This window comes from Cupriavidus sp. GW821-FHT07C08 (genome assembly GCF_059419025.1).
This window is the reverse complement of record NZ_JBWKQZ010000031.1, coordinates 100,791-117,954: the sequence shown is the minus strand read 5'-3', so window position 1 is coordinate 117,954 and position 17,164 is coordinate 100,791. Positions and strand designations below refer to the sequence as shown.

Here is a 17,164-nt window from a genome sequence, read left to right as displayed (position 1 = left end):
TCTGGGCCTCTGGTTTAACCCACCTCAAGCCTAATCCACGTCGCTTGAGGTGCGGCAGGTCAATACATTCTGTCTAGCCGATCGGGTCAGATGGCGTACGGTGCGCCGGCGTTCCGGCGCCGGTGGCGCGTGCGCGTGCCTGCATGGCTGCATGTGCGCGCTGCCGCGGACTCATGGAGATGTATCGTGAAACCCTTCCGGCAGCTCTTTCCGGTCGTGGCCGCGGCGCTGGTCCTGTCAGGCTGCGCCAGCGTGCCCGACATCAAGACTGACTACAACCGCAGCACGGATTTCAGCGTCTATCGCAGCTTCGGCTTTGTCGAGCACCTTGGCACCGATCGCCAGGGCTATGAAAGCCTGACCACCCAGTACTTCAAGTCTGCCGTGCAGCGGGAACTGACCGCACGCGGCTACCGCTATGCGGCGCAGTCGCCGGACTTGCTGGTCAACTTCAATGCCCGGCTGCAGGAGAAGGTCCAGGTCAGCCCGGCGCCGACGCCGATGATGGGCTACTACGGATATCGCGGCGGGCTGTATGCGCCGTGGCCGGGCTACGGCTTCTACAACGACGTCTATACCTACACCGAAGGCACGGTCAACATCGACCTGGTCGACCGGCGCCAGATGAAGCTGGTCTGGGAAGGCGTGGCGGTGGGCAGCGTGGACACCAGCGACAAGACCAGCGCCCAGCAGCGCATCGACAAGACCGTGACGCAGATCTTTGCAAAGTATCCGTTCCGGGCCGGGCAGTAGCGCCGGCTCCACGCCATGTCAGGCTGCCGGTGGCGTGGTTGCTGCCCGGTCGATGGCATCCGCGACGAAGACTTCGGCCGGCTTGGGCGCAGACCACAGGTAGCCCTGGCCCAGCGGGCAGCGCAGGGCTAGCAGCGCTGCCCGCTGCGCGTCGGTTTCGACGCCTTCGGCCACACACTCCAGGCCCAGCTCGCGCGCCAGGTTGATCATGTTGCGGCAGATGACGGCACGCTGGCCATGCCCGTCGACATCGACAACGAACGAGCGGTCGAGCTTCAGCTGCGTGAAAGGCAGGTCTGCCAGCAGCTTGAGCGTGGCGATGCCGACGCCGAAATCGTCGATTGCCACGCCGTAGCCCAGCAGCCGCAAGCGGTTCAGCGCGACCGACAGGGCCAGCGTATCGGGCACCGGATAGCCCTCGGTCAACTCCACCGTCAGCGCCTGCCGCGGCACGCCGCTGGCGGCCACCAGGGCATCAAAGGCCTCCAGCACGCCGGGCCGGCACAGGGTTTGCGCCGAGGCATTGATGCCCAGCGTGATGTGGATGCCTGCCGCGCGCAGCCGCTGCTGCGCTGCCAGGCACTGGCGGGTCACGAAGAAGAACACCGGGTCGACCGCGTCGAGCGCTTCGAGCCGTGGGATAAAGAGGTCGGGCTGTACCAGGCCGTGCTCGGGATGGCGCCAGCGCACCAGCGCCTCGGCGCCGGCCAGCCGGCCGCTGGCAATGTCGTGCTGGGGCTGCAGCATGACCAGCAGGTCCGTGCCCGACTGGGTGGCGGCGAGCAGTTTCGCGTCGTCGGGTGACCACGGCGACGGGGCGGATCCGCCGGCAGGCTGGCGCACCAGCGCATCGGCCAGGATCTCTTCCACCGCATCGCGCGACAGCGGCTTGCGCAGCGCGTGCACGCGCGGGATGCCGGCGGCGTGCGCCAGGCCGCGGTTTGAATCCAGGATGTCCTCAGCCAGCGCCGTCACCCAGATCCACACCGGCGCCGCCCCGGCAAAGGCATGCTGCCCGCGCCGGTGCAGCTCGGCAATCAGCTCGGGGCCGTTGCCGCCAGGCATTTCGATATCGCAGAGCACGATGTCGAACGGCTCGCGTGCAAGGATCTCGGCCGCCTGCGTGCCGTTTTCAGCGGAAACCAGGGCCTGCACGCCCAGATGCCGCAGCAGTCCCTCGGCTGCGACGCGCTGGAACGGATGGTCTTCGACGACAAGAACGCGCAGCCTGGCGTAGCGGATCGGCATGGGGGAGGGGGGAGGCGGCGGGCCGCCTGGAGTGCATTTCGATCGGGGGTTGCCGCATGGTAGCGCGGCGCCGCTGCGCCAACCACCGGATGGCGCAAAGTCTGGCGCCGCTGGCATCCGGAATCGCACAGGGATCGTTGCGCCATCGCCCCGGAAACGGGCTGCGTTACGAATATTTGCGCTTTCCGATTCAATCGCCGCCTGCCATAACCGCTACAATCGCTGCCCGTAGTTTTGAACATGGCATGTCGATAATGGGTTTTGGCTGGTTCGGATTCTCGACTTTCTGGATAGTGCCGCTGGTTTGGCGGCTGGTGACGCGCAGGCTCGCCGGCGAGCGCCGGCTGGCAGGCCCGGGCTCATTGCGCGTCTGGCTTGGCACGCTCGCCGTGCTGTGCGCGAGCGCCTGCCTGGAAGCGCTGACCAGTGGCACCGATCCGGAATCGAGCGCCGGCGGTTCGGCCGGCCGCGCGCTGGCCGGCATGATGGGCAACCTGTTCGGCTGGACCGGTGCCTTGCTGTTGATGCTGGGCGTGCTGGCGCTGGCCGCGCCGATGGTGTTCGGCGAAACCTGGCGCAGCCTGTTCGCGCGCAAGCCGCGCCGCGGCGCCGCGCCCGACGCGGCGCCGGAAGAGCCGCCGGTTTCCTTTGCGCCCACCCAGCCGCTGCGCGAGGCAGAGCGCTGGGAGCCGCCGTCGGCAGGCAACCCCGGCTGGACTGCGCCCGCCCCGCGCCATCGCAGCTTTGAAGCGGTATCGGCGCGGCGCCAGCCCGCCTGGCAACCGCCGCGCCGCACGCGTGAATCCCCGCCGCAGCCGGGCGAGATCTGGCTGCACCATGCCGAGTCGCCGAACGCGGTCAAGCCGGCGCGCAGCGCGCCGCCCGCACCTGCCGCACCGGCACCGGCACCGCGTCCTGCCCAGCCGGCGGCACGCAAGCCGGCCGCGACGGCAGCCCCTGCACCGGCTGCAGCGCCGCGGCCGGCACAGCCTCTGCGCGGCACGGTGGTCAGCAGCCCGTTCCGCCAACCGCAGCCCCTGGTGCGTTCGGCGATTACGACGCTGCCTGAGGCTTCCGGAAAGGGCATCGCCGCGGCCGCTGCTTCAGTCGCCGTAGCTGCCGCCGTATCCGCGCCGGCCGAAGCCGAAGCCGCCGCCGCTGCGCCGGCGCCCACTGGCGCCACGCAAGCCGTGGCCGCTCCCGCGCAGCCGGTTACCAGCCCGGAACCTGAGGTAGTGGCAGTGCACGAAGCGCCTGCCATGGAACCAGTGTCCGCAGACACCGATATCGTTGGCGATATTGCGCCGGAAGCCGTGCCGGCCGAAGCCGACGAAGCCACGCTTGCCGCGATCCGGCAGGAAGCCCTTGACCTGCTGGCCGAGTTGCAGGCGCTGGCCGGCAAGCCGGAAGTGCCGCAAGCGGCTGCGCCGCAACCGCAACAACTGGACGCGGCTGTGCCGGATTCGGCGCCGGAGATTGGCGGCGACGCAGAACCGCATGCACTGGCTACCCTCACCCTGCCAGCCGAAGCCGAAGCCGAAGCCGAAGCCGAAGCCGAAGCCGAAGCCGAAGCCGAAGCCGGGAGCGGAGATCGCGTCGTTGTCATTGGGGAACCCGAAGCGCTGGCAGCAGCCGGGCCCGAACTGGATGTCACCGGCGCCGAGGCCGTAGCCCAGGCCGTGGCAAGCTCCGCGATGGAAGAGGGCAGCGCTCTCGATGCCAGCGCCCCGGCACCCGCGGAGGACAACGAAACGGACGGACTGATGGACGGCAACGGCCTGATCGCCGAGGAGGCGGAAGCGGATGCGGCCGAGCCCGCTGAGGCAGCAGAAGCGCCTGAAGCGACTGAAGCCCCGGAAGTCCCTGAGCCCGCTGAGGCGCCTGAACTGAACCAGGCTCCGGCCCCGGCCGCCAAGCCGCGCATCGTGCTGCCCGCCGTGGTCGGCCGCACCGTGCCGCTGGCTGCCGCCCAGCCTGCGCCGGTGCCGGTGCCGGTCGCGCCGCCGCCTCAGCGCCCCGTCGTCGACTACCGCCTGCCACCGGCCGGACTGCTGGAGACCGGGGTCGACAGCGCCGAACAGGTGTCGGAAGAACGCCTGCGCGAAACCGGTGAGCTGATCGCCCAGCGGCTGGCCGAGTTCAAGGTGCCAGTCGCCGTGGTCGGCGCCGGCGCCGGCCCGGTGATCACCCGCTTCGAGGTCGAGCCCGCCATGGGCGTGCGCGGCGCCCAGGTGGTCGGGCTGATGAAGGACCTCGCGCGCGCGCTGGGCGTGACCTCGATCCGCGTGGTCGAGACCATTCCCGGCAAGACCTGCATGGGGCTGGAGTTGCCCAATGCGCGCCGGCAGATGATCCGGCTGTCGGAGATCGTCAATGCGGCCTCGTTCCAGGCGCACCATTCGAGGCTGGTGCTGGCCATGGGCAAGGACATCACCGGCAATCCGGTGGTGACCGACTTGGCCCGCGCGCCGCACCTGCTGGTGGCCGGCACCACCGGCTCGGGCAAGTCGGTGGCGGTCAATGCCATGATCCTGTCGATGCTGTACAAGGCCACGCCCGAAGACGTGCGCCTGATCATGATCGACCCCAAGATGCTGGAATTGTCGGTCTATGAGGGCATCCCGCACCTGCTGGCGCCGGTGGTCACCGACATGAAGCAGGCCGCGCACGCGCTCAACTGGTGCGTTGGCGAGATGGAGAAGCGCTACAAGCTGATGTCCGCGCTGGGCGTGCGCAACCTGGCCGGCTACAACCAGAAGATCCGCGCCGCGGAGGCCGCCGAGCGCAAAGTGCCGAATCCGTTCTCGCTGACGCCGGAAGCGCCCGAGCCGCTGTCGCGCCTGCCGATGATCGTGGTGGTGATCGACGAACTGGCCGACCTGATGATGGTCGCCGGCAAGAAGATCGAGGAACTGATCGCGCGCCTGGCGCAGAAGGCGCGCGCCGCCGGCATCCACCTGATCCTTGCCACGCAGCGCCCCTCGGTGGACGTGATCACCGGCCTGATCAAGGCCAATATCCCGACGCGCGTGGCGTTCCAGGTCTCGTCCAAGATCGATTCGCGCACCATCCTTGACCAGATGGGCGCCGAGAGCCTGCTCGGCCAGGGCGACATGCTGTTCCTGCCGCCTGGCACCGGCTACCCGCAGCGCGTGCATGGCGCCTTTGTTGCCGACGACGAAGTGCACCGCGTGGTGGAACACTGGAAGCAGTTCGGCGAGCCGGACTACGATGAAACCATCCTTGCCGGCGACCCGGCCGAGGCTGGCAGCACCGACCTGTTCGGCGACAGTGGCGGCGACGGCGAGGCCGACCCGCTCTACGATGAAGCCGCCAGCTTTGTGCTGACCAGCCGCCGCGCCTCGATCTCCGCCGTGCAGCGCCAGCTGCGCATCGGCTACAACCGCGCGGCACGCCTGATCGAGCAGATGGAGGTGGCTGGGCTGGTGTCGCCGATGGGCCGCAACGGCGCGCGCGACGTACTGGCGCCCGGGCCGGGCAACTGACAGGCCCCGCAACCACGACTTCCAGGAGCGAGCAACTGATACTCAATTCTTGCTACAACCGCCGCATGAGCGCATGGGCCAAGGGTGTACTGGCTCAAGCGCTCGATGAAGTTTGCACGCAGCGTGGAGCGACGCACGTCGTCGTCAACGCCGCCTACACGTCGCAAATGGACTCGTTCACGGGCTTGCTGGAAGGCAAGCGCGAGGGCGACAAATTTTACCGTGCCAACGGGGACGTTCTTCAGGCGGACACCGATGCTGCGCGGAACGTGTGGAACAGGATTCACGACCGGGAAATTACCCGGTACATGCCTCACCTCCAGGTGAAGCAGATTCTGCTCGCGCGCTCCTCCGGCGCAACTGAGCGTCAGGTGGCTTCAGTCGGGCGGCGCAAGCCGCGTCAACGAAGTGCGGATAAATCCAATGCTCAACTTTGAGCAGATTTTATGGAACAGGCAGCATGCAGCCTGAACACGGAAACCTGCTGGCGGAGGTCCCGGCCGGCGCCGCGCAGGAACTCTTCCAGCCGTTGCTGGAACGGCCCGGGTTGCGGATCGAGCGCATCGTCTCCAACGGGCAGGCCAGTCCCGAAGGCTTCTGGTACGACAGTGCAGAGGCGGAGTGGGTGCTGCTGGTCAGTGGCAGCGCCGCCATCGAGATCGAAGGGCAGTCCGGCCAGCATCCCATGAAGCCGGGTGACTGGCTGCACCTTCCCGCGCACTGCCGCCACCGGGTAGCGTGGACCGATGCCACCCAGCCCAGCGTCTGGCTGGCGGTGCACCACAACGCGGGCTAAGCGCCCGCGTGCGTTGCGGCTGGCGCCTGACGGCCTACTCCCCGGATTGCTCCGGATACACCGGCTCGCCCAGGTTCAGCATCAGCCGGTTCGCCCAGGCAAAGATGGCGACCGAGTGGATCAGGTCCAGGATTTCCGGATTCGTGACGCCCGCTTCCCGCAACGGCTTGAGCTGCTCGGCAGTGACTTCGGCGGGCCGTTCGGTCAGTTCGATCGAGAACTTCGCGATTGCCTGCTCGCGCGCAGTCGTGCCGGCGGTATGGGGATCGTCGAACACCTGGCGGATCACTTCGTTGCGCTTGGCCAGTTGTTCGAAGCGCTGCGCATGGACCGATGCGCAGTAGACGCAGCCATTGATGCGGGACACCACCGTGCTGGCCAGTTCGCGTTCGGCGCGCGACATGCCACCCGGGGCGTACATGATGGCGTTGAAGGCAGTGGAGCGCTGGCGCAGGATCTCGGGCTGGTGCACGAGGAACAGGTAGTAGTCGGATACCTTGGCCTTGGGGTGGCTTTCCTCCAGCACCGCGATCTGCTCGGGCGTGGCGCTGTCGACTGATACCACGTCCAGCCAGGCCTTCCAGTCCAGCACTTCGTTGGTGAAGCCATGCGCGCGGATCGGGTTCTGCAGCAGGTTGCCGGCCGTGGTGGGCACGGCCGTGGTGGCTGGTGCGCCGGCGCCCAGTGCCTGCATTGCCTTGAGTCCGGCCACCAGGCGCACCTGGTAGGACAGGAAGGCGATCAGTTGCGCCAGCGTTACCACGTCGGGCGTGGCAAGGCCGGCGGCGGGCAGGGTCTTCAGCGCGGCCTGGTCGCCTTCCACGGGGCGCTCGCTCAGCGTGCGGGTGAAGGCCAGGATGGCGCGCAGGCGCGCGTCGGCGAGCGTGTCGGGGTTGCCCTGCTCGGCCAGGGTGACCAGCGGGGCGTCGGCCTCGATGGCCTGCAGGCGGGTGCGGTAGTGGGCCACCAGGTCGGCGGCGCCGGCCAGGCGGGCGGCGTAGAGCGCGACCAGCAGGCGCTCGGCGAGGGTCAGGCCGGGCAGGGCAGGATCGAACAGCCCGTTGTAGCTGCCCTGGGTGGAGGCCACCACCTTGTCGCGTGCGTGACGCAGCGTGTGGATGGCGGAGCCGGCGGCTAGGCTGGCGACCTGGTCGACCACGTCAGTGGCGGCAGCATTGGCTTGGGTCAAGTGAAGACTCCCGGAGTGTCGAAGGATTCGTTGTCGTGTTGGCGCAGCCGTGAGCGTCAGTCCCCGGCGGCTTGCTTGCGCGCGGCCAGCGCCCGCGCCAGGAATGCGCGGACCCCGTGCCAGGATGCCTCGTCGGCACCGGCATTGGCCTCGGGCATGCCGCCTGTAGTGCTGATGCGGCGCGATACCGGATGCGCGTAGACCGCTTGCGTGGTGGGCACGTAGGGAAACAGGATGGCATGGCCGGCGTGCTCGAAGTCGAGGTGCTCGACCGGATACGGATGGCCGGTCTCGGCCAGCTTGTCGGCGACCATGCGCGAATACAGGCTGGACGGCCACGAGCCGTCGTCGGTGCCGGACAGCAGCATCACCGGCCCGCGGATGTGCTCCACCCGGATGCGGGCGCGCGCCACGGCCTCGGCATTCTTCAGCGCGGTCAGGATGGCGCGCTCGTGCCGGTGCGGCGCCGGGCCTTCGTCGAACGGTGCCCAGCTAGCGTCGGGGTTGTTCTCCCACACATGCGGCAGCGGCTTGCCATGGTGCAGCCAGGCCGCGCCCTCACGGCCGATGGCCGGGTCGGCGGCATTCTGCGCACTATGCACCACCGCGCCCGGCACGTAACCGACCACCGCCGACACCAGATCGGGAAAGGTCGCACCCAGCAGCAGTACCAGCTCCCCGCCGCGCGACTGGCCGGACAGGGCGATAAAGCCGTGCGCCGGGCGCAGTTCGCGATGCATCCATTGCAGGCCACGCTCGAAGTATTCCAGCGGCGTGTTGGAGATATAGTCCGACAGGCCCGGCGCCTTGAAGTAGCCCAGCGCCAGCGCGGCATAGCCATGCGAGGCATAGAGCGCGGCGCGCGGTTCGTTGATGCCGCCGCCGGACCCGTTGAGCACCATCACCGCCGGGTGCGGACCGGCGCCAGGCGGGCGGTACAGCGTGCCAACCAGCCCGTCCACGCGGATGTCTTCGCGCACCACGCCCGCTGCGGCGAGGCGCTGCACCAGCTCGCCGCGAGCCTCGCCGCCGGTGGCCGTGACGGTAATCTCGGTCACCAGCGGTCGGGTGGCGTCGGTGTGGAACAGCTCGCGGCTGTCCGATGCCACCGGCCGCTGCGCCCACAGCAGGCCCATCGGCGCCACGCCGTCATAGCTGCCGCGCACTGGCGCATCGCGCTCCAGGTCCACGCTGCCGTCGCCTGCGGCAATGAAGTCGGCCTGGCTGGCCCAGGCGACGTCGCGGCCGCGTACGGTGCGCGTGCTGACGGCCACGGTCTCGCCGGGCCGCAGGCCGGTGATGGCGATGCGGCGCGGCACGTCGATGAGCGCATCGGCCGGGATGATGTCAAGGGTTGGGGCGGTCATCACGGCCATGCTCACTTGCCCGTCCGCGTCACCATCATGGCGGCGGTGCGGTCGCTGGTCATCGGCGTTACCTTCAGGCCCTTCTTTGCCGCCCAGATATTCTGGTAGTGGTACAGCGGCACCACGCCGACGTCGTCGGACACCAGCTTGACCGAGCGGCGCAGGATCGTTTCGCGCTTGGCCACGTCGAACTCGGCGGTGGATTCCTCCAGCGCGCGGTCTACGGCCGGGTTGCTGTAGTGGCCCCAGTTGGAGGCGCCCAGGCCCTTCTTGGCGTCCACGGTGGTCAGCACATTGACCAGCGCATAGCTGGCCTCGCCGGTGCCGTTGCCCCAAGCCAGCATGCTGACCGCGTACTCGTTCTTGTTGGCACGGCCGGAGTAGACCGACCAGGGCACCACTTCCACCTGGGTCTTCACGCCCACGCGCGTCCAGAACTGCGCCACGGCCTGCGCCGTTTCCGGGCCCTGCGGGTAGCGGTCGTTGGGGGCATGGATGGTCAGCCTGAAGCCGTCGGGAAAGCCGGCCTCGGCCAGCAGCTTCTTGGCCTGGGCGGGGTCATAGGCGATGTCCTTGACCTCGGGGTTGTAGCCAAAAGTGCCCTTGGGCATCCACTGGTTGGCTACGGTGGCGGTGTTCTGCAGGATACGACCCACCACGGCCTCGCGGTTGATGGCCAGCGACAGCGCCCGGCGCACGCGCACGTCCAGCAGCGGGTTCTTGTCCAGCGGCTTGCCGGCGTTGTCGGTGATGTAGGGGTTGGGGCCAGGCTTGAAGCTCGGTTGCAACAGCATCACGCGCAGGCCGTTGTATGGGAACACGCTGACGGTGGGCGATTGCTTGAGCTTGGCGAGGTCGGACACCGAGACCTTGTCGATCACGTCCACGTCGCCGGACAGCAGCGCTGCCGTGCGCGCCGGGCCGTTGTTGATGTAGCGGTAGTTGACCTGTTGCCAGATCGCCTTGGCGCCCCAGTAGCCGTCATTGCGCGCCATGATCACACGGTCGCCCGGGGTGTACGAGATGAACTTGTACGGGCCGGTGCCCACCACCGCGCGGCCCGCGTTGTAATCGTCGGTATTGGCCTTATCGCCCACGTGCTTGCTGACGATATGCACCGAGGCCAGGTTCAGCGGCAGGTCGGGGTTGGCGATGTTGGTCTTGACCAGCAGCGTGTACGGGTCCTTGGCGGTGGCTGATTCGATGGTGCGCAGGTAGCCCGAGAACGAGGCCACGCTACCCGGCACGTTGCGTGCGCGCTGGTAGGAGAAGACAACGTCCTCGGCGGTGAAGGGCTTGCCATCCTGCCACTTGACGTCGCGGCGCAGCTTGAATTCCCAGGTCTTGTCGTCCAGCGCCTTCCACGACAGCGCCAGCCCCGGCTGCAGCTTGTTGTCCTTGTTTTCGATCAGCAGGTCCCAGAAGTGCAGGTCCACCGAGCGGTCGCCGGCGTGGTTGTTCAGCTGGGGGTCCAGCGACGACAACGGGTCGGCAAAGCCGATCGTCAGCGACTGCGCGGAAGCAACCGCCGCGGCGGCGCAAAGCATGGCGGCCACGGTGGCGCGCAAGGAGAAGGACGGCGAGCGATTCATGGGGCGATTCCTCGGGGCGGTTTCTGGGATGAAAGGGGCGATACGGTGAGCGTCAGCCTTCGTTGAGATGGCAGGCGCTCAGATGGTTGACGGCGATGCCGCGCAACCTGGGCGGCTCCACCGCGCAGCGCGCCATGGCATGCGGGCAGCGCGGGTGGAAGTGGCAGCCGGCCGGCGGTGCCAGCGGGCTGGGGATCTCGCCGCGGATGGCGGTGAAGGTCTTGTGGCGGGCATCCAGGCGCGGGATTTCGGCCAGCAGCGCCTGCGTGTACGGGTGGTTGGGGCGGCGGAAGATCTCCGTGGTCGGCGCGCTTTCCACCACGCGGCCCAGGTACATGATCATCACGCGGTCGGAGATATGTTCGACCACGCCCAGGTCGTGGCTGATGAACAGGTAGCTCAGGCCCAGCTGCTCGCGCAGGTCCATGAACAGGTTCAGCACCTGGGCCTGGATCGACACGTCCAGCGCTGCCACAGCCTCGTCGCACACCAGCAGCTCGGGCTGCACCGCCAGCGCGCGCGCAATGCCTATGCGCTGGCGCTGGCCGCCGCTGAACTGGTGGGGGTAGCGCTGGCGCAGGCTCGGATCCAGCCCGGCGCGCTGCAGCTGCGCGCTGACGTAGTCGTCGAAACCGGCCGCATCCACCAGCCCTTGCAGGCGCGCGCCCTCGCCGACGATGCGGTCCACGCGCAGGCGCGGGTTCAGGCTCGCATAGGGGTCCTGGAACACCATCTGGATCTTCAGGCGCAGCGCTTGCCGCCCGGCGCGGTCCAGGCTGGCGGGGCTGCGGCCGTCGATGTGGATCTCACCGGAGGAGGGATCGAGCAGGCCCGCGATCATGCGCCCCAGGGTGGACTTGCCACAGCCCGATTCGCCCACCAGCCCGAGCACTTCGCCGTGCTTCAGGTCGAGGTCGACGCCGTCCACGGCGTGGGTGACGCGCGCGGGCTCGGACCAGCCCAGGCGCTCCAGCGCCTGGCCGATGCGTCCCGGCTTGCGCTCGCCGAAGCGCTTGGCCAGCGCGCGGGCGGACACCAGCGGTGGCCTGCCGCCTTCAGCTGCCGCCGGTACGGCTTGCGTGTGGCCCGCGTGAGCGGGATGCAATTGGCTGACAGTCATGCCGGCTCCATGCTGACGGCCAGCTGGCCTGGGTGGAAGCAGCGCACCTGGCGCCGCGGCGCGGGGGTAGTGATGGCCGGCGCTGCGCCGCACACGGCGCTTGCGCGCGGGCAGCGCGCGGCAAAGGCGCAGCCGGGCGGCAGCGCGGCCAGGTCGGGGGTCATGCCGGGAATCTGCCGCAGCCGCTGGCCGCGCTGGTTCAGGCTCGGCAGGCTCGCGATCAGGCCGGCGGTGTAGGGGTGCAGCGGGTGGTCCAGCACATCGTCCACCGGGCCTTGCTCGACGATGCGGCCGGCGTACATCACCGCGACCTCGTCGGCGAGACCCGCCACCACGGACAGGTCGTGCGTGATCCAGATCAGCGCAGTGCCGTGCTGGCGTGCCAGTGTCTGCACCTCCGAGAGGATCTGGGCCTGGATGGTGACATCCAGTGCGGTGGTGGGTTCGTCGGCGATGATCAGGTCGGGCCGGTGCAGCATGGCGGTAGCAATCGCCACGCGCTGGCGCATGCCGCCGGAAAGCTGGTGCGGGTAGGCCAGCAGCCGTTCGTCCGGGCTCGGGATGCCCATCATGCCCAGCGTGTCGCGGGCCAGTTCGCGCGCTTGCTTGTGGCTGGCCTTGCTGTGCGCGCGCACCGCCTCGATCATCTGCGCGTCGATCCGCATCACCGGGTTCAGCGTCATCATCGGATCCTGGAAGATCATGGCGATGCGGTTGCCCTGCAGCTGGCGCAACTCGGCCGGGCGCATGCGCGTCAGCTCGCGGCCCTGGAACAGGATTTCGCCGCCGGCGATGTGGCCGGGCGCATCCACCAGCCCCATGATGGAGAAGCCGGTGACCGACTTGCCCGAGCCGGATTCGCCCACCAGCCCCAGGATGCGGCCGCGCGGCACGGCAAACGAGACATCGTCCACCGCCCGCAGCACGCCGTTGCGGGTGTCGAAATGGGTGCGCAAGTGGCGCACTTCCAGCGTGGGGATATCGGGTAGCGTGGCGGGCGCGCTCATTTCTGTAGCCTCGGGTTGAGGACGTCGCGCAGGCGGTCGCCCACCAGGTTGATGGCCACCACGGTCAGCAGCAGCGCAATGCCCGGGAAAAAGCTGATCCAGTATTCGTCGGACAGCATGAACTGGTAGCCATTGGCGATCAGCAGGCCGAGCGAGGGCTCGGTGACCGGCACGCCCAGGCCGAGAAAGGACAGCGTGGCCTCCAGCGTGATCGCGCGCGCCACCTGCAGCGAGCCGATCACGATCAGCGGCGGCATGCAGTTGGGCAGGATGTGCCCGACCACGATGCGCCAGTGCGCGATACCCTGGCCGCGCGCGGCCTCGACGTATTCGCGCCGGCTCTCCACCAGGGCCTGGGCGCGGGCCGTGCGGGCATAGTAGGCCCACTCCAGGATCACCAGCGTCAGCACCACGTTGCCCACGCCCTTGCCCAGGAAGGCCAGGATCATCATCGCCACCAGTATGGACGGGAAGGACAGGAGCAGGTCCACGGTGCGCATGATCAGGCTGTCCACGCGCCCGCCGGCATAGGCAGCGAGCAGCCCCAGCAGCGTGCCGAGCACGCCGGCGAGCGCCGCCGAGCCGACGCCCACCAGCAGGCTGATGCGCAGCCCGTAAATAATGCCGGACAGGATGTCGCGGCCCTGGCCGTCGGTGCCCAGCCAGTAGCTGTAGGTCCCGGCACCGTTGGCGGTGGCAGGCGCCAGGCGCGCGTCCAGCACATCCAGTTGCAGCAGGTCATAGGGGTTCTGCGGCGTGATCCACGGCGCCAGCAGTGCGGTGAGCACCAGCAGCACCAGCACCACCAGCCCGAACACGGCGGTGCGCGAGACGAGGAAGTCAGCCGCCACGCGGCGCCACGGCGCTTCGCGCCGTAACGCAGGCACGGCGGGCGCGGCGGGCGGCGCGAAGGCTTCGGCCGGCACTGCGCTGGTCTTGTCGCTGGCGTTCATGCCGCACCCTCCAGCCGCACGCGCGGATCAAGCAGTTTGTAGAGCACGTCGACGATCAGGTTCAGCGTGACGAACAGGCACACCACGACCACCAGGTAGGAGACGATCACCGGCCGGTCGAGCGCGTTGATGCTGTCCAGGATCAGCTTGCCGGCGCCGGGCCAGGCGAAGATGTTCTCGGTCACCACCGCGAACGCGATGGTGGAGCCGAACTCCAGGCCCAGCACTGTCACCAGCGGGATCATGGTGTTGCGCAGCACGTGGCCGAGCACCACGCGCAGCGGCGACAGGCCCTTGGCGCGCGCGAACCTGACCCAGTCCTGCGGCAATACCTCGCGCACTCCGGCGCGCGTCAGGCGCAGCACCAGCGAGACCTTGAACAAGGACAGGTTGATGGCCGGCAGGATCATGTGGCGCAGCCCGTCGGCGGTCAGCCAGGACCACGGCACGCCCAGCCATTCCGTGGTGGCGCCGCGCCCGCCCGAAGGCAGCCAGCCCAGCCGCACGCTGAAGGCCATGATCAGCATCAGGCCGACCCAGAAGGTGGGCAGCGAGAAGCCGACGATGCTGCCGGTCATCAGCACCCGCGACAGCGGGTGCTCGGGATACAGACCGGCGAACAGCCCGAGCGGCACGCCCACCAGCACGGCCAGTAGCAGCGCCGCCACCGCCAGCTCCAGCGTGGCCGGCAGGCGCTGCAGGATCAGCTGGATCGCCGGCACGCTATAGACAAAGCTGTTGCCCAGGTTGCCATGCAGCGCGCCATTCAGGAAACCGAGGTACTGGCGCCACAGTGGCTGGTCCAGCCCGAGCGCGGCGATGATGCGCGCCCGGTCGACCTGGTCCACGTCCTGGCCAATCAGGATGTCGACCGGATTGCCGATGGCATGCAGGCCGACGAAGACGATTACCGTCATCACCAGCACCACCGCCGCCGCCTGCAGCAGGCGGCGCAGCAGCCAGCGCCAGGGCCAGCGGGTGACGGCGCCTCTCAGGGTTCTCATGGCGCCGGCGTCCATTCGTCGCCGAACACTTCGGGCTCGGCGTAGGCTTCCAGGTTGGCGTAATGGATCTCCACGTCTTCCTGGTACAGCAGCCCGGCGATCCCCTGGCCCAGCCGGCGCGCGCCGTCGCTGATCGCCGGGATGTCGCCCGACACCGTGCCGTGCGACAGCGCGGCCGGATAGCAGAAGCAGTGGATGCGCGACAGCCCGGGGCAGGCGCCGGGCGTCTTCTCGAGGAACTCGAACGCCGGGCCCAGGTCCGGCGAGTCGTCCAGCTCCTGGTCTTCCTGGCCGGGGCGGGGCGTGTAGCGGTCGCGCCAGTAGCGGATTTGCGGGGCGAAGGCGGCGAACTCGGGCCGGGTGTCCAGGGCAATGCGGAATCCGGTCGAGAAGAGCAGGATGTCCAGTTCGAACACTCCCTTGGGCGTGAGCACGCGCAGGCCGTCGCCATGCGGCTCGATCGCTTCGATCGGGCAGCCCAGGTGGAAGCGCGCATTGGCATGGCGCGAGACCCGCAGGGTGCTGCCGCGCGGCGGCGGCACCTGCTGCGCGTTGATGTAATGGCGGATGCGCCATTTCCATTCATCGGACAGCATGGGGTGGCCGTGGACCAGGCCGGGATTGCCCGCGCCCTTGCCCTTGTTGACGCGCGGGATGTCGGCGCGGCGGATCAGCATCTCCACGCAGGCGGCGCCGGCTTCCAGCGCGGTCGCCGCGCTGTCCATCGCCGAAGCGCCCGCGCCGACCACGCCCACGCGCTTGCCGCGCAGCGCGGCGTAGTCCATGTCGTCGGACGAATGGGCCCACAGGTGGCGCGGCAGCTTGGCCGCGACCGGCGGGATGTAGGCGCCGCCCAGGCCATCGCGGCCGGTGGCCAGCACCACGCGGCGCGCCAGTACGGTTTGCGGGCCGTCCGGGGTCTGCATCGACAGCGCCACCAACCCGTCCGGGCGCGGCACGATGGCATCGACCTGGTGTTCGTTGCGAATATCCAGCGCCAGCACCTGGCGGTACCAGCGCAGGTAGTCCATCCACTGCAGCCGCGGGATCTTGTCCAGCGCCTCCCAGGCGGTCGCGCCAAACTGGGCCTCGAACCAGGCGCGGAAAGTCAGCGCCGGCAGGCCCAGCGCGGGGCCGGTCAGTTGCTTGGGCGAACGCAGCGTTTCCATGCGCGCGGTGGTGGCCCACGGGCCTTCGAAGCCGGCCGGGGAACGGTCGAAGGCGCGCACGCGGATGCCGAGATGCGCCAGGTTGGCGCTGGCTGCCAGCCCGGCCATGCCGCCGCCGATGACAGCGACGTCCAGGATTTCCTGGCCACCCTGGGTGCGCTGGACGGTCCAGCCCTTGGCTGGCAGTTCCAGCCATGACAGGTCCTGGCGCAGGCGCGCTTCCAGCGCGGCGAGGCCGGCGGCGGGGGTAGGGGCGGAGGCGGATAGGTCAGTCATGGCTTGGAAGTCCGGCATCTTGTGAGAGCGTGTCAGCGTCGTCGCTGGCATCGCCATAGAGCGACTGCAGCAGCGCGCCGTGTTCGGCGGGCTCGCGCCGCACCAGGTCGGGCAACAGTTCGGCGGCGGCGTCGGCCACGGCCTGGACCAGCCCCAGCACCGCCGTGCTGGCCGGGCGGGCCTGTGGCGTGATCACGCCGAAGAAAAAAGGAATATCGGCATCGATGGGCCGCACCGCGATATCGGTCAGCGGCAGCCCGCGCGCGGTCACGGGTTCCAGCACGGCGATGCCCAGCCCCGCGCGCACCAGCGTGAGCGCGCTGATCGAGGTATTGGTGTCGATCACGCCCGCTTCAGGCACGCCGGCGCCGGCCAGCGCCCGGTCGACGCGGCGGCGCAGCCGGTACGGGTTCTGCATGGTGACGATGCGGCGGCCGCGGCAGTCCTGCAGGGCAATGGCAGGCTGCGCCGCCAGTGGGTCGTCGGCACGCACGGCCGCCACGCAGGCTGACTGGCCGATCCAGTGCACGGTCACGCCGCGGTGTTCCAGCGGCAGGCTGTTCAGGCCGATATCGGCCGCGCCGGTCAGGACCGCATGCACCACTTGTTCCGGCGACAGGTTCTGCACTGACACCCGCTCCGGTGCGCACAGCCCGCGTTCGAAGGCCAGCGCCAGCGCCGGCGGCAGCAGGCCTGCTGCCAGCGCCGGGGTCGCGGCAATGCGCAGGGGCCGGCCATCGCCGCGCGCCAGGGCCGCGGCGCGTGTGCGGATCTGCTGCATGCCGGCCAGCGTCTGCTCGACCTCGTCATAGAGCAGGAAGCCTTGCTCGGTCGGGCTGACGCGCGGGCCGCTGCGGGTGAACAGGGCAAAGCCCAGTTCGGCTTCCAGCTCCTGGATCAGCCGCGTAATGGCGGGCTGCGAGCGGCCCAGCAGCCGCCCGGCAGCGGTGACACTGCCAGTGGTGACCACTGCGGCGAAGGCTTCCAATTGCCGGATTTCCATGGGGGCGCGCTTGGAAAGAATGTGTTTTCTGGATTCTGGCGCCTTCATCATGCAAATGACAAATACTATTTCTGGATAAGGACATGCGCCAGCTATGATGTAGCGATGCCGGGCGCACACCGGCTCACCATCGGGACAGACGTTTTGGCTTGGATCCGTGGCAGTCGGGAGAAAAGGCGAA

The 17,164-nt window shown here is 68.9% G+C and carries 14 protein-coding genes; 4 read left to right on the top strand and 10 right to left on the bottom strand.

From position 1 onward, the window contains the following. Positions 1 to 186: 186 nt before the first annotated feature. Positions 187 to 753, top strand: a complete 567-nt coding sequence (locus tag AC07UK_RS30600) for a DUF4136 domain-containing protein (RefSeq protein WP_436221574.1) — start codon at positions 187 to 189, stop codon at positions 751 to 753. An 18-nt stretch (positions 754 to 771) separates the two neighbouring features. Here the strand turns inward: AC07UK_RS30600 and AC07UK_RS30595 are convergent, their stop codons facing one another. Then, positions 772 to 2,001: an EAL domain-containing response regulator gene (locus tag AC07UK_RS30595; protein WP_494688186.1), complete on the bottom strand. Its 1,230-nt coding sequence runs from the start codon at positions 1,999 to 2,001 to the stop codon at positions 772 to 774. Positions 2,002 to 2,255: 254 nt separating this feature from the next. On the opposite strand from AC07UK_RS30595, the gene AC07UK_RS30590 reads away from it, so the two are divergent. The 3 genes from AC07UK_RS30590 (at position 2,256) to AC07UK_RS30580 (ending at position 6,303) form a co-directional block, all read left to right on the top strand. Continuing rightward, the gene (locus AC07UK_RS30590) at positions 2,256 to 5,507 is read left to right on the top strand and encodes a DNA translocase FtsK 4TM domain-containing protein (protein ID WP_494688187.1); all 3,252 of its coding nucleotides are present in this window, start codon (positions 2,256 to 2,258) and stop codon (positions 5,505 to 5,507) included. Positions 5,508 to 5,572: 65 nt separating this feature from the next. Continuing rightward, complete coding sequence (locus tag AC07UK_RS30585; protein ID WP_494688185.1) at positions 5,573 to 5,944, top strand: hypothetical protein; 372 nt, start codon at positions 5,573 to 5,575, stop codon at positions 5,942 to 5,944. Positions 5,945 to 5,967: 23 nt separating this feature from the next. After that, positions 5,968 to 6,303, top strand: a complete 336-nt coding sequence (locus tag AC07UK_RS30580) for a cupin domain-containing protein (protein ID WP_436221576.1) — start codon at positions 5,968 to 5,970, stop codon at positions 6,301 to 6,303. 34 nt (positions 6,304 to 6,337) lie between these two features. Here the strand turns inward: AC07UK_RS30580 and AC07UK_RS30575 are convergent, their stop codons facing one another. From AC07UK_RS30575 to AC07UK_RS30535, 9 genes are read right to left on the bottom strand one after another with little or no spacing between them, the layout of a single operon-like run. After that, positions 6,338 to 7,492 (bottom strand): CMD domain-containing protein, encoded by a 1,155-nt coding sequence (locus AC07UK_RS30575; protein WP_494688184.1) that lies wholly within the window; start codon positions 7,490 to 7,492, stop codon positions 6,338 to 6,340. Between the two features lie 56 nt (positions 7,493 to 7,548). Continuing rightward, positions 7,549 to 8,859 carry an acyl-CoA thioesterase/bile acid-CoA:amino acid N-acyltransferase family protein gene (locus tag AC07UK_RS30570; RefSeq protein WP_494688183.1) on the bottom strand — a complete coding sequence of 437 codons (1,311 nt, stop codon included), beginning with the start codon at positions 8,857 to 8,859 and terminating at the stop codon, positions 7,549 to 7,551. An 11-nt stretch (positions 8,860 to 8,870) separates the two neighbouring features. Then, on the bottom strand, positions 8,871 to 10,451 hold the full coding sequence (locus AC07UK_RS30565) for an ABC transporter substrate-binding protein (protein ID WP_494688182.1): 1,581 nt from the start codon (positions 10,449 to 10,451) through the stop codon (positions 8,871 to 8,873). A gap of 52 nt (positions 10,452 to 10,503) precedes the next feature. Then, entirely contained in the window at positions 10,504 to 11,571 is a 1,068-nt protein-coding gene (locus AC07UK_RS30560; protein ID WP_494688181.1) for an ABC transporter ATP-binding protein, read from the bottom strand. Beyond that, positions 11,568 to 12,578, bottom strand: coding sequence for an ABC transporter ATP-binding protein (locus AC07UK_RS30555; protein WP_494688180.1), 1,011 nt, complete (start codon positions 12,576 to 12,578; stop codon positions 11,568 to 11,570). The genes AC07UK_RS30560 and AC07UK_RS30555 overlap by 4 nt, the downstream gene beginning before the upstream one ends. Continuing rightward, positions 12,575 to 13,531 (bottom strand): ABC transporter permease, encoded by a 957-nt coding sequence (locus AC07UK_RS30550; protein WP_494688179.1) that lies wholly within the window; start codon positions 13,529 to 13,531, stop codon positions 12,575 to 12,577. Before AC07UK_RS30550 ends, AC07UK_RS30555 begins: the two co-directional genes overlap by 4 nt. Continuing rightward, positions 13,528 to 14,535 (bottom strand): ABC transporter permease, encoded by a 1,008-nt coding sequence (locus AC07UK_RS30545; protein ID WP_494688178.1) that lies wholly within the window; start codon positions 14,533 to 14,535, stop codon positions 13,528 to 13,530. Before AC07UK_RS30545 ends, AC07UK_RS30550 begins: the two co-directional genes overlap by 4 nt. Continuing rightward, a complete protein-coding gene (locus tag AC07UK_RS30540) occupies positions 14,532 to 15,980 on the bottom strand; it encodes an FAD-dependent oxidoreductase (RefSeq protein WP_494688177.1) in 1,449 nt (482 codons plus the stop codon). Before AC07UK_RS30540 ends, AC07UK_RS30545 begins: the two co-directional genes overlap by 4 nt. Then, complete coding sequence (locus tag AC07UK_RS30535; RefSeq protein WP_436221585.1) at positions 15,973 to 16,983, bottom strand: LysR family transcriptional regulator; 1,011 nt, start codon at positions 16,981 to 16,983, stop codon at positions 15,973 to 15,975. Before AC07UK_RS30535 ends, AC07UK_RS30540 begins: the two co-directional genes overlap by 8 nt. Positions 16,984 to 17,164: the final 181 nt, after the last annotated feature.

Excerpts from the sequence above, each read along its gene's own strand:
- AC07UK_RS30595 (WP_494688186.1), bottom strand. The coding sequence starts at position 2,001 with ATGCCGATCCGCTACGCCAGGCTGCGCGTTCTTGTCGTCGAAGACCAT.
- AC07UK_RS30590 (WP_494688187.1), top strand. The coding sequence starts at position 2,256 with ATGGGTTTTGGCTGGTTCGGATTCTCGACTTTCTGGATAGTGCCGCTG.
- AC07UK_RS30585 (WP_494688185.1), top strand. The coding sequence starts at position 5,573 with ATGAGCGCATGGGCCAAGGGTGTACTGGCTCAAGCGCTCGATGAAGTT.
- AC07UK_RS30580 (WP_436221576.1), top strand. The coding sequence starts at position 5,968 with ATGCAGCCTGAACACGGAAACCTGCTGGCGGAGGTCCCGGCCGGCGCC.
- AC07UK_RS30570 (WP_494688183.1), bottom strand. The coding sequence starts at position 8,859 with ATGACCGCCCCAACCCTTGACATCATCCCGGCCGATGCGCTCATCGAC.
- AC07UK_RS30565 (WP_494688182.1), bottom strand. The coding sequence starts at position 10,451 with ATGAATCGCTCGCCGTCCTTCTCCTTGCGCGCCACCGTGGCCGCCATG.
- AC07UK_RS30560 (WP_494688181.1), bottom strand. The coding sequence starts at position 11,571 with ATGACTGTCAGCCAATTGCATCCCGCTCACGCGGGCCACACGCAAGCC.
- AC07UK_RS30555 (WP_494688180.1), bottom strand. The coding sequence starts at position 12,578 with ATGAGCGCGCCCGCCACGCTACCCGATATCCCCACGCTGGAAGTGCGC.
- AC07UK_RS30550 (WP_494688179.1), bottom strand. The coding sequence starts at position 13,531 with ATGAACGCCAGCGACAAGACCAGCGCAGTGCCGGCCGAAGCCTTCGCG.
- AC07UK_RS30545 (WP_494688178.1), bottom strand. The coding sequence starts at position 14,535 with ATGAGAACCCTGAGAGGCGCCGTCACCCGCTGGCCCTGGCGCTGGCTG.
- AC07UK_RS30540 (WP_494688177.1), bottom strand. The coding sequence starts at position 15,980 with ATGACTGACCTATCCGCCTCCGCCCCTACCCCCGCCGCCGGCCTCGCC.
- AC07UK_RS30535 (WP_436221585.1), bottom strand. The coding sequence starts at position 16,983 with ATGGAAATCCGGCAATTGGAAGCCTTCGCCGCAGTGGTCACCACTGGC.